Annotated in this window: 14 protein-coding genes and 1 pseudogene; 1 reads left to right on the plus strand and 14 read right to left on the minus strand. The window is 70.1% G+C overall.

The window, feature by feature from the left end; all coding sequences use genetic code 11:
* Positions 1–110: 110 nt before the first annotated feature.
* The 7 genes from G4G29_RS18530 to G4G29_RS18555 all read right to left on the minus strand — a co-directional run bounded on the left by G4G29_RS18530 (position 111) and on the right by G4G29_RS18555 (position 5,696).
* A complete protein-coding gene (locus G4G29_RS18530) occupies positions 111–1,235 on the minus strand; it encodes a sialidase family protein (RefSeq protein WP_210274203.1) in 1,125 nt (374 codons plus the stop codon).
* On the minus strand, positions 1,232–2,152 hold the full coding sequence (locus tag G4G29_RS18535) for a dihydrodipicolinate synthase family protein (RefSeq protein ID WP_183151137.1): 921 nt from the start codon (positions 2,150–2,152) through the stop codon (positions 1,232–1,234). The genes G4G29_RS18530 and G4G29_RS18535 overlap by 4 nt, the downstream gene beginning before the upstream one ends.
* 33 nt (positions 2,153–2,185) lie before the next feature.
* The gene (locus G4G29_RS22955) at positions 2,186–2,548 is read right to left on the minus strand and encodes an SDR family oxidoreductase (protein WP_244632186.1); all 363 of its coding nucleotides are present in this window, start codon (positions 2,546–2,548) and stop codon (positions 2,186–2,188) included.
* Complete coding sequence (locus G4G29_RS22960) at positions 2,545–2,940, minus strand: SDR family NAD(P)-dependent oxidoreductase (protein ID WP_244632187.1); 396 nt, start codon at positions 2,938–2,940, stop codon at positions 2,545–2,547. The genes G4G29_RS22955 and G4G29_RS22960 overlap by 4 nt, the downstream gene beginning before the upstream one ends.
* Before the next feature lie 805 nt (positions 2,941–3,745).
* Positions 3,746–4,543 carry an SDR family oxidoreductase gene (locus G4G29_RS18545; protein ID WP_183151139.1) on the minus strand — a complete coding sequence of 266 codons (798 nt, stop codon included), beginning with the start codon at positions 4,541–4,543 and terminating at the stop codon, positions 3,746–3,748.
* A gap of 79 nt (positions 4,544–4,622) precedes the next feature.
* Complete coding sequence (locus tag G4G29_RS22965; protein ID WP_244632188.1) at positions 4,623–5,099, minus strand: hypothetical protein; 477 nt, start codon at positions 5,097–5,099, stop codon at positions 4,623–4,625.
* Positions 5,100–5,291: 192 nt separating this feature from the next.
* Positions 5,292–5,696: a hypothetical protein gene (locus G4G29_RS18555; protein WP_183151140.1), complete on the minus strand. Its 405-nt coding sequence runs from the start codon at positions 5,694–5,696 to the stop codon at positions 5,292–5,294.
* Between G4G29_RS18555 and G4G29_RS18560 the strand changes: the two genes are divergently transcribed.
* Entirely contained in the window at positions 5,689–6,651 is a 963-nt protein-coding gene (locus G4G29_RS18560) for an acetylxylan esterase (protein ID WP_183151141.1), read from the plus strand. The two genes, G4G29_RS18555 and G4G29_RS18560, sit on opposite strands and share 8 nt — an antisense overlap.
* A gap of 28 nt (positions 6,652–6,679) precedes the next feature.
* On the opposite strand, the gene G4G29_RS18565 is transcribed toward G4G29_RS18560, so the two are convergent.
* The 7 genes and pseudogenes from G4G29_RS18565 to G4G29_RS18585 all read right to left on the minus strand — a co-directional run bounded on the left by G4G29_RS18565 (position 6,680) and on the right by G4G29_RS18585 (position 13,924).
* Positions 6,680–7,399, minus strand: coding sequence for an IclR family transcriptional regulator (locus G4G29_RS18565; RefSeq protein WP_345941113.1), 720 nt, complete (start codon positions 7,397–7,399; stop codon positions 6,680–6,682).
* Entirely contained in the window at positions 7,294–8,973 is a 1,680-nt protein-coding gene (locus G4G29_RS18570) for a M81 family metallopeptidase (RefSeq protein WP_183151143.1), read from the minus strand. The genes G4G29_RS18565 and G4G29_RS18570 overlap by 106 nt, the downstream gene beginning before the upstream one ends.
* Before the next feature lie 241 nt (positions 8,974–9,214).
* Positions 9,215–10,273: pseudogene (locus G4G29_RS22970) on the minus strand (aminotransferase class III-fold pyridoxal phosphate-dependent enzyme); the annotation flags it as partial.
* A 90-nt stretch (positions 10,274–10,363) separates the two neighbouring features.
* Positions 10,364–10,489 carry a hypothetical protein gene (locus G4G29_RS23680; RefSeq protein ID WP_258566933.1) on the minus strand — a complete coding sequence of 42 codons (126 nt, stop codon included), beginning with the start codon at positions 10,487–10,489 and terminating at the stop codon, positions 10,364–10,366.
* 22 nt (positions 10,490–10,511) lie between these two features.
* A complete protein-coding gene (locus G4G29_RS22975; RefSeq protein WP_244632189.1) occupies positions 10,512–10,757 on the minus strand; it encodes a hypothetical protein in 246 nt (81 codons plus the stop codon).
* A gap of 124 nt (positions 10,758–10,881) precedes the next feature.
* Positions 10,882–11,847 carry a serine hydrolase gene (locus G4G29_RS18580; RefSeq protein ID WP_183151144.1) on the minus strand — a complete coding sequence of 322 codons (966 nt, stop codon included), beginning with the start codon at positions 11,845–11,847 and terminating at the stop codon, positions 10,882–10,884.
* Positions 11,848–11,959: 112 nt separating this feature from the next.
* Complete coding sequence (locus G4G29_RS18585; RefSeq protein ID WP_183151145.1) at positions 11,960–13,924, minus strand: M13-type metalloendopeptidase; 1,965 nt, start codon at positions 13,922–13,924, stop codon at positions 11,960–11,962.
* Position 13,925 lies beyond the last annotated feature (1 nt).

A 13,925-nucleotide genomic window follows, 5' to 3' on the forward strand; every position in this document is an offset into this window, starting at 1 on the left:
TCATCTGTCGGCACTACAGGTTTCATTTCGCAATACTCCCGCGTCCTCTCCTCAAAGGGAAGAGGTGATTGTCTCATTCTTGTAAACTTCGCGTTTCATTTACTGAAACCTCACGGCCTCGAAAGTGTGTTCCAGCCGACGTAGCGACCGCTGCGCTCGTCGTACGAATAGAAGTAGACCCGGAAGGCGGAGCCCTCGCGCACGACGGCGGGATACCCGCACTGGTACTCGGCGGTCAGCCGTCCATCACGCGGGTCCCGCAAGGCCACGGGTTCGCTCCACGTAGCCCCTTGCGGGTCGCCGACCCGGGCCTCGACGGCCGGCTCGATCCCGCTCCCCTCCGGCGCGCAGCGCCGCGAGACGAGCAGCAGCCGCCCGTCGTCGAACCGCGCCAGAGCCGGGGACATGCCGGAGAACGCCAACTGCTCGTACGGCGTCCAGGTCGCGCCCCTGTCGGCGGAGTACGCGCGATGGAACCGCAGCGTCTCGTCGCCGCCGACGCCCTGCTGCCGCAGGACCGCGAGGAGTCGACCGTCCTCGAGCAGGCACACGCTGGTCTCCGAGAATCCGTCAGTGGGGTCGTGGGGACGGAATGACGGGTCCGACGTGTCCTCGTCGCCGTCCATCCTGTCGCCGTTGCCGGTGTCGACGTACGCACCCGTGAGAGAAGCGTCGGGGTCGAAGGCGATCGTGCCGGCGATCCGCCACGACGCTCCGGCGTCCCGCGAACTCAGCACGGCCGAGCGCCACTTCTCCTCCGCTCGCTGCCGCCCCCAGATCGGCCACAGAAGCTCGCCGTCGTCGAACTCCAGGATCTCGCCGTAGACCGCGGGCCAGTGGAAGTCGATCCGCACGTCGTCGCCGGCGTCCCAGGTCGCACCCTCGTCGCGGGAACGCACCAGCCGGAGGGCGATGCGGCGGCCGGCCGTGCCCTCCCCGGGGTCCAGCGGACGGTGTTGACCGGGAGGAGGAGCGTGCCATCGGACAAGCGCGCCATGCCGATCGCCCCGAGCACCGCCTCCTCGTCGCCCCGCGGCACCGCGACAGGCACCGCGCGGGTCCAGGTCGCTCCGCCGTCGAGCGAACGGGTGACGTGCACCTCTCCCCGGCCAGCCGTCCGGCACCGTCGAGTAGGCCACGACGTGGGCGCTCGGGGTGCGCACCGCTGCGGGGAACATCGCCGGCGCGTCGGCGACGACGCCGACATCGTCGACGCGGAGGGCGCCCGACATCATGACTCCCGCGCGGCGTCGACGATGCCTCGGATGCGGGAGGCGAAGCCGTCGGTGGGCGCCGTGAAGGGCTCTGCGACGGGAGACACGGGAAGACCGAGCGCATGAGCGGCGCCGACCTTCAGCGCGTTGATCGCCGCCGCCGGGCCTCCCGCTCCGTCGAGGCTCACGCGCAGCACCTCGAAGAGCGCCAGGTATCGGCGCACGGAATCGACGTCGGCCGTGCCGTCGCGGTGCGCGTCGTACATCGCGACCGCGGGCCCGGGGAGCACGTTGGCGAAGCCGGGCACGATGCCGTCGAAGCCGAGGACGAATGCCGCATCGATCGTGATCTCCGACCCGATGTAGGTGCGGAACCCCTCGATGCCCGAGACCGCCTCCACCAAGAGCCGCCCCGCGGTCAGGTCGCCCGATGAGTCCTTGACGCCTGCCAGCGCGCCGTCGGTTGCGAGCCGGGCGATGACGCCGGCCGGGAGCTTCCTCGGCGTGCGCGGCGGTACGTCGTAGGCGACCACCGGCACATCGACCGCTGCGGCGACGAGCGAGAAGTGCCGCTCCAGTTCGCTGTCGCTGGAGTCGAAGAACAGCGGAGGGAGCACGAGCACGGCATCGGCACCGGCGGCGACCGCATCGCGCGCGGCGACGACGGCTTCGTCCGTGCCGAGTCCTGCGACACCGCCCCAGACCGGGACGCGTCCGGCCGCGGCATCGACGACGGCCTCGATGGTCCTGGCGCGACGAGCAGGCGTGAGCGAACCGAGCTCCCCGGTCGAGCCAACGGCCAGGAGACCGTGGATACCGGCGGAGATCTGCGCCTCGGTGAGGACGTTCATCGCCGCGGCGTCGGGTTCGCCGTCGGGGGTGAGGAAGGTGACGAGAGGAGTGACGATTCCAGAGGGCAGCGCGTCACGGGTTGTCATGTGAGACTCCAAGGTCGGGTTGGGTGGTGGAGGTCAGGAGAGGAGGAAGCCGCCGTCGACGAGGATGTCGGTTCCGGTGAGGTATCCAGCGTCCGCGCTCAGGAGGAATCGCACGACCGCGCCGATCTCCTCGGGGTGTCCGCGACGTCCGGCCGCGGGTGTGCGCACCGCGCGCTGATCGGGCGGACTCGGCGGTGCGACGCTGGAGGGCGTGTCGATGTCGCCCGGCGAGACGGTGAGCACGCGGATGCCGTGCGGAGCGAGCTCGAGAGCCGCGCTCCGCGTGAATCCGAGAAGCCCTGCCTTGGTGGCCGAGTACACCGCGGCGGCCGGCGCGGCGGTGTGAGCGAGGACGGACGCGGTGCTGACGATGACTCCGCCACCCGCCGCGATCATGTGCCGGGCCGCGGCCGCGCGCTGCACCGGATCGCGGCGCCGAGATTCACGGCCAGCATGCCGTCGAGGTAGTCGTCGTCGACGTCGAGCAGCGCGCGATGGGCGGGCGGCCCGGTGACGGCCGCGTTGTTGACGAGGCCGTCGAGACCTCCGAGGATGTCGGCCGCGTGATCGACCACGCGCTCGGCGGTCCCCGCCTCCGAGAGGTCCGCCACGACACCATCGACCCGATCGCCGAGACCGGAAGCGGTGAGGGCGTCGTCGAGCTCGGCCCTGGTGCGCTGCGCCACCACGACACGGGCTCCCGCCTCGAGGAGCGCAGCGCTGATCGCCGCCCCGATGCCGGTCGCCCCGCCCGTGACGAGCACCCGGCGCCCTGCGAGCGCGGTCATGCGACGAGTCCCGCCGGTCGCCCGCCCTGCGCGTAGGCCGCGACGGCTGCCCGGATGTGCTGGTCACCCGCACTGAGCGCGACGGCCCCGTGTCCGGGAAGAGCTGCGCGACGCCGAGCTCGTCGACGGCGCGGAGGCTGCGGAGGTAGGCGACCTCGTCCGTGTCCGGAGTGTCGAGCACGGCGGTCCTCCCCTGCGCGAAGACCAGATCGCCGCTGAAGAGTGCACGCGCGCTCGGAAGCTCGGCGAGGTACGCGGTGTGGTCGGCGCTGTGACCGGGCGTCGGCACCGCATGCACGACGACCGAGCCGACCGCGATCCTCTCGGCCACCTCGACGCCGGCGACGGCGCGCAGCACCTGATCCGCGGGATACACGCCCTTCCGACGCGCTTCCGGCAGACCGATGGCCTCCTCGTCGGCGACGGCGAGCCGCTGCGCCGTGAGCGCCGAGGCGAAGACGGGCGCGCCGAGCCCGCCCGCCAGATCGGCGGTACCGCCCGAGTGGTCGACGTGCCCGTGGGTCACGAGGATGCCTACCAGCGTGCGCCCTTCGAGAGCGGTGCGGACGCGGGCGAGCAGCTGCTCCGGCGCACGTCCGGCACCGGTGTCGATGAGCACCGCCTCACTGCCCGAGGCGAGCAGGTAGGCATGCCCATCCCATGGATCGCTGATCCCGAATCCGAGATAGCCGCTCGCGACGAGCGTGCAGTCGGCGGTCAGCTGCACTGGAGGCTCCCTTCAAATGAAACTCTCCGTTTCATTTCCATGCAGTCTGTCGGCCGACGTCGCCGGTGTCAAGAGAAATCACATCGACGACCAGCCGCCGTCGACGGGGATGACCGCGCCGGTGACGTACGAGGCCGCATCCGAGGCCAGGTACACGAGCGTCCCGGTCACGTCGTCCTCGTCGGCGAGTCGGCGCAGCGGCACGCGGCGCTCGTAGGCGTCGACGAACCGCTCATCCTGGCCCTCCGACCGCAATCCGCCGGGGCAGATGCAGTTGGCGCGCACACCGAGGGGACCGAGGGCAGCGGCGAGGTACCGCGTGAAGCCGACCATGCCCGCCTTGTCGAACGAGTAGAAGACCGGCATCGTCATGCCGGTCCCCTCGTAGATCGAGAAGTCGGGGGCGACCACGCCGTAGATCGATCCGATGTTGATGATCGATCCCGACCCCCGATCCGCCATCCCCTTCGCGAGGGACTGCGTGATGTGGAACAGTCCACGGGAGTTCACCGCTGACGTCGACTCCCAGTCGTCGATGCTCGTCTCGAACAGACCTCCCCCCGCGCGATGGACGGCGTTGTTGACCAGCACGTCCGGCGCACCGAACCGCTCGAGGAACGTCGAGGCGAAGCGTGCGGTGCTCTCTGCGCTTGCCAGGTCGAGCGACATCGCCGACGCCTCCAGTCCGTCTGCGCGCAGGGCGTCGGCCGAATGCTCCGCACGCTCCTCTTCGCGCGAGGTCACGACGACGTGGGCGCCCGCCTCGGCGAGGGCACGGGCGAAGAGGCTCCCGTAGAGGCCGCCGGCGCCGGTGACGACGACCGATCTCCCGCGCAGCGAGAACCGATCGAGGAAGGAGGAGGGCGATGCAGACAAGGGGTCGATCCTTTCAGGAGGGCCGATTGACAGCGCCCCGGGGGACGCGATATCAATGTGTCTCATAGAGTGGTGAAAATCATTCCATAGAATGAAACAGTTCGGAAGCCCCGGAAGGACCCCCGTGCATCAGACCCGTCGTGTGGCCCTGAGCGGCCTCGGATCGATCGCCCGCCAGCACGCCCAGGCGCTGCGCCGGAGCGCCGGCACGCGGATCGTCGCCTTCGACCCCAGCCAGGAGATGCGGGAGGAGGCGCTCTCGCAAGGTCTCGTGGATGAGGTCACGACGAGCTTCGACGCACTCGTCGACGGCGACCCCGACGCCCTCATCATCGCCGGCCCCGACCACGTGCACATCTCGCAGCTGTCCGCCGCCTCGCTCCGGGGCATCCCGACGCTGGTGGAGAAGCCGGTCGCGGAATCCTCGACCGCACTGGCCGCCGCCCTCCCGTCGCTGCGCGCGTCCGCCGCACCCGTGCTCGTCGGCTATGTGCTGCGGCATCGACGCGTGGTCGAGACCGCCCGACGGATGATCCTCGACGGCGAGATCGGCCATCCCGTCTCGTTCCAGGTGATGCTCGGCGCCTATGGGACGATCCCCGCGGCAGCTTCCCGCTTCGCCACGGCATCCGCCGACCGGCTCTACCGTGACTACTCGCACGAGTGGGACTACCTGCGGTGGATCTTCGGACCCGTCGCCGACGTCGTGGCAACCGCCCGCACCGTTGACCACGTGCCGCATGTCGAATCACCCAACCTCGTCGATGCGCTGCTGCGGCATCAGAGCGGCATCGTCGGCGCCGCGCACCTCGACTACGTCGACCAGCGCGGCACGCGCACGCTCCACGTGGTCGGCAGCGGCGGCACGCTGTTCGCCGACATCGCCCGCGGCACGATCTCGGTGCGCCGTGCGGGCGAGAACCTGGAACGTCACCACGACCTCGCCGAGTCGCCGGCCGAACCGCTCGCCCGGCAGGCTGCGCATCTGCTCGACCTCGCGGCCGACCGCACCGTGACGCCCCGAGTGAGTCTGGACGACGGGCTCGCGGCCCTCAGCACGGCGGAGGCCCTCATCCGCTCGGCGGCCGAGGACCGCTGGACCGCCGTCGACGCCTCGACCCCTGACCGCGACCCGAAGGGACAGCATGTTCACGGATCTCGCCGAACCCGAGCTGCGCGCGTACCGGAGCGCGCAGCAGGAACCGGAGGACTTCGACGCCTTCTGGTCGGAAACCCTCAGGGAGAGCCGTCAGGCCGCGTGGACGCCGCGACGGGAGATCGTCGACACCGGCCTCGCGACACTGTCGGTGTACGACGTCACGTTCTCCGGCTACCTCGGCGATCCGGTGCGGGCCTGGCTGCGCGTCCCCCGTGGTGCACGAGGCCCCCTCCCCGCAGTGGTGCAGTACGTCGGTTACGGAGGTGGTCGCGGACATGCGACGGACGATCTGCTGTGGGCGAGTGCCGGGTTCGCCCACCTCACGATGGACACCCGCGGTCAGGGTTCGTCGTGGAAGGTCGGTGCGACCGACGACCGCCACGGCACGGGGCCGCAGTTCCCCGGAGTCATGACCCGGGGCATCCAGGATCCGCGCACCTACTACTACCGCCGGCTCTATGCCGATGCGGTGCTGGCGGTCGACGCCGTCCGCACCATGGCGGAGGTCGATCCGCAGCGGGTGGGCGTACTGGGCCGCAGTCAGGGCGGCGGTCTCGCGCTCGCGGCAGGAGCACTCGCCGCCGACGTCAAGGTCGTGATCGCCCAGGTGCCGTTCCTGTGCGACTTCCCGCGGGCGCTCGGCCTCAACGACGAGCCGCCGTACAGCGAGATCACGCGCTTCCTCGCCGTGCACCGCGAGGAGGCCGCCACCGTCCGCCGCACGCTCGCCTACTTCGACGGCGTCAACCTCGCGCGCCGCGGCACCGTGGCGGCGACCTTCAGCGCGGGACTCATGGACGCGACGTGCCCGCCGTCGACCGTGTTCGGTGCTTTCCACGAATGGCGCGGCCCGAAGGAGATCGAGGTCTGGCCCTTCAACGGTCACGAAGGCGGAGGCTCGACGTCGGATGCGAACGCGCTCGCGACACTTCGACGACTGCTGACCTGACCCCGGCAGCAGCGACGCGTACAGGGGCTCAGGCGGGGCTGCCCAGCTCCTTCGTGAGCGCTTTGGCGACACGGGAGAGCTGCGAGACCACGTTCGGCACCTCGTCGAGGGGCAGCTGGGTGTCCGGGGCGCTCACGCTCAGGCCGGCCGGGATCGCCGTGCCCTGCAGAGCGACGGCGACGCAGCGACCGCCGATCTGGTTCTCCGACTCGTCCATCGCATAGCCTCGCTCGCGCACCTCGGCGAGTTCTGCCAAGTAGGCGTCGGGGTCGGTGATGGTCTTCTCGGTGTATCGCGGCATGCCGTGCATCGCGAGGATCGAGCGCACCGACTCCTCGCCGCGCACCGCGACCATGACCTTACCCAGCGCCGTCGAGTGGATGAGGCTGCGCTCGCCCACCCGCGCCGCGAGTCGCATCTGACGCGGACTCTCGTACACCAGCGCGTGCACGACCTGACCGCCTTCGAGGTAGCCGAGGTTCACGGTGAGACCGAGGTCGTCACGGAGCCGGGTGAGGCGTGATTCCGCGAGGCGCTTGAGCCGCTCCAACCCCACCGAGTCGGGGGCCTGGAACGCGAGGCCCAGCCGGTAGAGCGAGGTGTCGGCATCCCGCTCGACGAAGCTGCGTTCCTCCAGCACGGTCAGGTACCGGAAGGCCGTGCTCTTCGGCATGCCCGTTTCGGTCGTGACCGTGAGCAGCGAGACCCCTTCCGAGCTGGCGCGCACGAGATCGAGGACATCGCACACCCGGTCGACCGCTCGAATCGAGTACCTGCTCGGGGTCGACGCCTCTGGGGCCACCGTGTGCTCTTCTCTCCTGGGCGAGTCCGGCCGGGAGAGCCCGACCGCGGTGCTCCATCGTACCCCCGCGCCCCGCGCCGCCAGGGATCACGGGAGCTGCGGACGCGACCTCCGGTAGTCCAGTCGCTCGAGCACGGAGTCGGTCTCCCCGGTGTACCCGCGTCCACGAAACCGGAGACGAGCGGCGCCCATCCGGCACGCAGCGCCGCGGCACCTTTGAGCAGGAGGACGTCGTACGCGCCGACGTCGATCCCCATGCTGCCGAACAGATGGGGGTCGTTGGGCTGCCGCGCCTCGCCTTGCACGACGAGGTCCAGTCCGCCTGCGCGCACCCAGGCCGCGCCACCCATGCTCACCTGAACGCCGGTGGCCATGGGACCTGTGTTGGCGAACACGCCGTCGGTCACTCTGAGCACCTCGACCTCGAGGTCGAGCGGCGGCCCGGATCGCGGCGACGCCCATCCCCGAGACGGACCCCTGTCGTGGCCCCCTCGCCCGCTTCCTGAAGCAGAGCGAGCGCACGCGGATCCGCGATGGTCCCGAGGAACCGCCGTCCCGGATGAGCGCTCGCCTCGTGCGCGAGCCACGTGGTGTCTCCCGGTGACCCGCCGTTGATGTTGTCCCCGGTGTCGGCGATCACCTGAACCCCGGCAGCTCCCAGCGCGAGCCGCACGGCCTCCGCTGCCCCGGCAGGTCCCGTCGGAAGAGGGGCGCGTCCTGGTCGCGAGATCGAGCAGCTCGTCGGCAGCGCCCTCGGCGTCCTCGGCGTGATCCACATCGGCCGTGACCTGGAATCCCATTCCCGTGAAAGCGGTGTCGGCGTACGCGTAGCCCCCGTGCACGGTGGCGTTGCGGATCCCCGGACGAGCTTCGATCCGTTCTGCCAGCTCCCAGAGCGAGCGCAGCGGCTCGTCCTCGGTCCGCTGCGCCGCCGGGGCAGCGACGAGCGGAAGCCCACGATGCGCCCGGTGCGGCACCGGATCGCCATGCAGCAGCGGCGCGAGCATCCGTGCCGCATCGATACCCCGCTCATACGTGTCGACGTGGGGGTTGGTGCGGTAGCCGATCACGATCTCGACGTCGCGGAGTCGAGGCGCCGCCATGTTCGCGTGCATGTCGAGTGCGATCGCGACGGGTCGGCCGGGGAGCATCGCCCGCACGAGCTGGACAAGGGATTCCTCGGCATCATGCTCCCCGTCGACGAAGAGGTCGCCGTGCACCTCGAACAGCACGCCGTCGATCTCGTCCGCCGCGATCAGAGCCGACCGCAGCTCGGCCCTGATCGCCTCGAATGCCGCTCGCTCGACCGTGCCGGAGGGCGTGGCGAAGGTCGCGAACAGGGGCACAGGTTCCAGGCCCGCCGCTGTGGCGCCGTCGAGGAACCCGCCGATCATCGTCCTGGTGCCCTCGAACGCGGTGACGATCTGCGACCCGCGGTACCAGCGCCGGGCGAAGGCGTCGAGGCCGGTGCGCAGGGGTGAGAAGGTGTTGGTCTCGTGGTAGACGGCGAGGACCGCCACCCGTGGGTGCGATGTCACCGTCGACCGGCCGCGAACGCCGCGATCGCCTCGTCGACCCTGGCGAGCGTCTCGTCGACCAGAGCCTCGTCGTGCGCGGTGGAGAGGTACCATCGCCCACCAGGAACCGCGAAGACCCCCGACGGAGCAGCTCGACCAGGAGGTCGGCGTACCCCTCCTGGTCGGTCCTGCGGAAGTCGTCGAAGTCGGTGATCGCCGCCACGCCGAGTCCGACCTGCACGACGGGACCGACCTGGTTGACTGCGGCGACGATGCCGTGCCGGGTCAGAGCCTCCCGCAGTCCTGAGGCGAGCCGGCTGCCGAGCCTCTCCAGCTCGTCGAAGGCACCGGGAGCAGAGAGCTCGGCCAGGGTGGCGGCGGCCGCTGCGAGCACGAGCGGGTTGCCGTTGTAGGTTCCGGCGTGCGTGACCCCCTCGAGCGTGAGGTCGAGATAGCGCGCCTTCCCGAGGAGCGCCGACAGAGTGAGCCCGCCGGCGACCGCCTTCGCCAGCACGACGATGTCGGGGATCACCCCGTAGCGTTCGACCGCACCGCCGCGCGCGATGCGCAGACCGGTGATGACCTCGTCGAACACGAGCACCAGCCCCCGCTCGTCGCAGACCCTCCTGACGCCTTCGAGGAAACCGACGGGCGGCTCGATCACCCCGGAGTTGCACAGCACGGGCTCCAGGAACACCGCCGCGATGTCATCGCGCGACGCGAGGAACGACTCGAGAGCCGCGAGGTCTCCCCACGGGAGGGTGTGCGCGTAGTCCGCCGAGCTGCCGAGCTGCCCTCGGCTCTCCACGGCGCCCATCGAGGCATCGCCCGGACGATAGCCCACGAGCATCGGGTCGGACCAGCCGTGGTAGTGGCCGCCGAACTTGACGAAGTGATCGCGACCCGTCGCGGCACGCACGATCCGCAGCGCCGCCAGGTCGGCTTCGGTGCCGGTGTTGGACCACAGCACCCGCTCCATTCCAGGAAATGCTTCGAGCAGCTGCTCGGCGACTTCGTACTCGAGGTGATGGCCGGACCCGTACGTCGCTCCTCGGACGATCTGCTCCTGCACGGCGGCGACCAGGCGAGGATTGCCGTGGCCGAGGATGTTCGGGCCCCAGCCGAGCACGTAGTCGTGGTAGTCGTTGCCGTCGATGTCGGTGAGGATCGCCCCGGCACCGCCACGGAAGTAGATCGGGTGCGGTCGGGCGCTCGCGCGGAGCGCCGTCGCGACGCCGCCGCTGAGCGAGTTCCGGGCTCGCTCCCATGCTGCGCGGGAAGCAGGCCATTCGGTGATCGGCATATGGAGCAGTCCCTCACGTTTTGTCTAGTGCAACTAGGTGTTTCATAAACACTAGACAGCCGACCTCGACGGCGTCAACTGCGCGCGAGGTCAGAGCACGCGCGGGTCGGGGTCGCCGTCCTGGGGCGGACGCAGCCGGGCGGGGATCGGCCAGGCGAGGACGAACTGCGCGGTGGCCGGGCGGGTCATGTCGCCGAAGTCGTCCACCTTCACCACGATGCGTCCGGGCGCACCCTCCTCATCGGGGTGACTTCGAGGATGCGCACCCGCAGCGGACGCGCCCCTCGCCCTCGAGCATCCACGGGTCGGCGAGCCAGGCGATGCCGTGGTCTTCCAGCGCCGCCTCGGCGTCGAGCCACGCGGACGGCGCGGACACCGATCTGCCGAGCACATCGACGGCGACCCAGTCGTCGCCCTCCGGGTGGATCCACCCGAGCAGTTCTCCGTCGTCGCGGCGATGCGGGGTCCAGTCTGGTCGCGGCATCCTCCGATGCTAGCGAGAGCAGGCGAACGCACGAGAACAGGCCGATTCGCGCGCATCCTGCCTGATGCGGCGTGATTGCCTGATGCGGCGTGCGTGCGTGGACCCAGGAGGGTGGAGCCGACAGCTAGTGCGTGTACTCCATGAGTTCGACGCCGAGGACGCGGAAGACGTCGTGCGCCCGGAGCCGGTGCGTGATGGACAGGTCGTCGAAGCACACGATCAGCGCGTAGGCGACCCCGGCCCTGGGGCCGGCGAGGACGCCAGCCTCGGCACGGACACCACGGTCGCGACCCGTCTTGTTCACGAAGAGGAGTCCGTGGGCGTCGTGGTCGTGGGCGAACGGGTCGAGTCCGGTCGCCGACGCCACGAGGCTGAGGTCCTGATTGAGACTCAGCCACTCCGACACCTGCGCGCTGACCGCGGCGTCGACGACCTGCGAGTTCACGAGGGCCGAGAAGAGTCCGGCGAGTTCGCGCGCAGACCCCACGGCCACCTGGGGCGCGTCGTCCGGTCCACGTCGGTCGCGGAAGCGGTCGAGCAGCGCCGTGCGACGCAGCCCCAACGCATCGATACGTGCGCGCACCCGGTCGTGCCCGACCTTCTGCAGCAGGGCGTTCACGGCGATCGGGTCGCCCGCTGTCGCGGCGAGGACGGCGAGATCCTCGAGAGGAAGCGCCGGTGCATGCAGGTGACGCCACAGGCCGGAGGTCTCGACGGCATCCACATCGGAGCGCTCCACGATCTCGAACGGGTCGAGGGTCCCGTTCTCGAACCCGGCGGCGACCTCGATGAGCAGGGGCACGACGCCGAGGCCCGCGACGGGCATGGTCACATGATCGTCGCCCGCGAGTACGTGCACGTGGCTGTCGAGGTCGACGACGTGCACCGACACCTGCGCCCCGGCCTCGACCAGCTCCTCCAGCGAACGCAGCGTCGACGTGAACGACCGGCGACCGAGCGCTGCTCGACGCGGCAGGCGACGACTCGTGCGCTGGGAACGGCGACCCGCGGGAGAGGACTCCTGCGCGGCACCGAGAGACTCGGGGCCCGAGGAGTTGCGGAACCCTTCACCAGGCTCGAAAGCGCCCACGCGTGATCCTTAAGGAGGGGGGATTTGCGGGATGCCGAGGGGATGCGCTCCCCAGCGGCAGGGATATCGTAACCCCACCGCCGGGGGATGACTCACAGAGTGCGCCGATCGGTCACCAGATGGTCACTCGCGACGCGGCAGGGAGCCACAGCGCATCGGCCTCGGTGACGCCGAACGCCTCGTAGAACGCATCGATGTTGCGCACGATCTGGTTGCAGCGGAACTCGTTCGGCGAGTGCGGGTCGATCGTCAGCAGTCGCAGCGTCTCGGCGTCGCGGCTCTTCTGCTGCCACACCTGCGCCCACGAGAGCAGCAGACGCTGCACGCCGGTGTATCCGTCGATGACGGGAGCCTCCGCGCCGCCCAGCGAGAGCTCGTACGCCTTGAGCGCGATCCCGAGGCCGCCGAGGTCGCCGATGTTCTCGCCGATCGTGAGGGCGCCGTTGACGTGATGCTCGGCGTCGAGGCCCTCCGGAACAAGGGCGTCGTACTGCGCGATGAGCGCGGTGGTCCGCTCCTCGAACGCGGCGCGGTCGGCATCGGTCCACCAGTCCTGCAAGCGCCCTTCACCGTCGTAGCGGCTGCCCTGATCGTCGAAGCCGTGACCGATCTCGTGGCCGATCACCGCGCCGATGCCGCCGTAGTTCGCTGCCGCGTCGCGCCCGGCGTCGAAGAACGGGTACTGCAGGATGGCCGCGGGGAACACGATCTCGTTCATCGACGGGTTGTAGTAGGCGTTGACCATCTGCGGGGGCATGTGCCACTCCGCGCGGTCGATGGGCTTGCCGACCTTGTCGACGTTGCGGTCATGCTCGAAGATCGACGCCCTGCGCACATTGCCGAACAGGTCGGCCCGGTCGATCTCGAGGGTGCTGTAGTCGCGCCACACCTCGGGGTGACCGATCTTCGGGGTGAACGCGTCGAGCTTCGCGAGTGCACGCTCCCGCGTCTCGGGCGTCATCCACTCGAGGTCGGTGATGCTCCGGCGATAGGCCTCGACGAGGTTCGCGGCCAGCTCGTCCATCGCGGCCTTGGCCGTCGGCGGGTAGTGCCGCTCGACGTAGACCTTGCCGATCGCCTCGCCCAGGGCGCCTTCCGTCAGGGAGACGCCGCGCTTCCAGCGCTCCCGGATGGTGGGGACGCCGGTGAGCTCGGTGCCGTAGAAGGAGAAGTTCTCCTGCACGAGGTCGTCGGTGAGGTACGGGGCCGCCGCATGCACGGCCTTGGATCGGAGCCACGCCTTCCAGTCATCGAGGTGCTCGGCGGTCAGCAGCGCCCCGAGGCCCTCGAAGAAGCTCGGCTGCGACACGACCACCTCGTCGAAGGCGGCGGGGTTCGACGGCGAGACGGCATCACGCCACGGGACGAGGTCGACACCAGCGAGCTCCTGCAGCTCGTCCCAGGTCTTCAGGTTGTACGTCGCCACGGCGTCCCGGCTGCGCACGTTGTCCCAGTGGTGTCCTGCGAGCTCGGTCTCGAGCGCGATCGCACGTTCGGCGTTCTGCGCGGCATCGGGGACGCCGGCGAGGTCGAGCAGCCGCTCGAGGTGCGCACGGTACGCGGCCCTGGTGTCGGCGAACGTGTCGAGGCGGAAGTAGCTCTCGTCCGGCAGCGACAGCCCGGCCTGGACGAGCACCGGAAGGTAGCGCTCGGGGTCGCCGGGGTCGCCGTCGACGTAGAGGCCGATGATCGCCGCACGACCATCCCGATCGTAGGCGCCGACCGTGCGGAGGAACGCGGGGATGTCGGCGATCGCGTCGATCTCGGCGAGGGTCTCGGCCAGCGGTGCGACCCCGGCCGCGTCGATGCGCTCGGTGTCCATGAAGCTCGCGAACAGGTCGCCGATCTTGCGGGCGAGCGTGCCCTCCGCGGCGTCCTGCGACTCCTCGATGATCGTCCGCACATCCTTCTCGGCCTGTTCGGCGAGCAGGTGGAAGGACCCCCAGCGCGCTTTGTCGCCGGGGATCTCGGTGCGGGCGATCCACGCGCCGTTCACGTGACGGTACAGGTCGTCCTGCGGGCGGATGTCGGAGCTGAACTCGTCGAGAGCGAGGCCAACGGGAAGAACGTCAGTCATG

This window comes from Microbacterium sp. Se63.02b, from assembly GCF_014171575.1.
In the GTDB taxonomy this organism is placed as follows: Bacteria; Actinomycetota; Actinomycetes; order Actinomycetales; family Microbacteriaceae; genus Microbacterium.

Bases quoted from the DNA above. Each gene is read 5' to 3' on its own strand.
- G4G29_RS18535 (WP_183151137.1), bottom strand. From the start codon at position 2,152: ATGACAACCCGTGACGCGCTGCCCTCTGGAATCGTCACTCCTCTCGTC.
- G4G29_RS22975 (WP_244632189.1), bottom strand. From the start codon at position 10,757: ATGCCGCGACCAGACTGGACCCCGCATCGCCGCGACGACGGAGAACTG.
- G4G29_RS18530 (WP_210274203.1), bottom strand. From the start codon at position 1,235: ATGATGTCGGGCGCCCTCCGCGTCGACGATGTCGGCGTCGTCGCCGAC.
- G4G29_RS18585 (WP_183151145.1), bottom strand. From the start codon at position 13,924: ATGACTGACGTTCTTCCCGTTGGCCTCGCTCTCGACGAGTTCAGCTCC.
- G4G29_RS22965 (WP_244632188.1), bottom strand. From the start codon at position 5,099: ATGGCCGATCTCGCCGTCGAGGATCATCCGTCGGGCGGTCTCGACCAC.
- G4G29_RS22960 (WP_244632187.1), bottom strand. From the start codon at position 2,940: ATGACCGCGCTCGCAGGGCGCCGGGTGCTCGTCACGGGCGGGGCGACC.
- G4G29_RS18560 (WP_183151141.1), top strand. From the start codon at position 5,689: ATGTTCACGGATCTCGCCGAACCCGAGCTGCGCGCGTACCGGAGCGCG.
- G4G29_RS22955 (WP_244632186.1), bottom strand. From the start codon at position 2,548: ATGATCGCGGCGGGTGGCGGAGTCATCGTCAGCACCGCGTCCGTCCTC.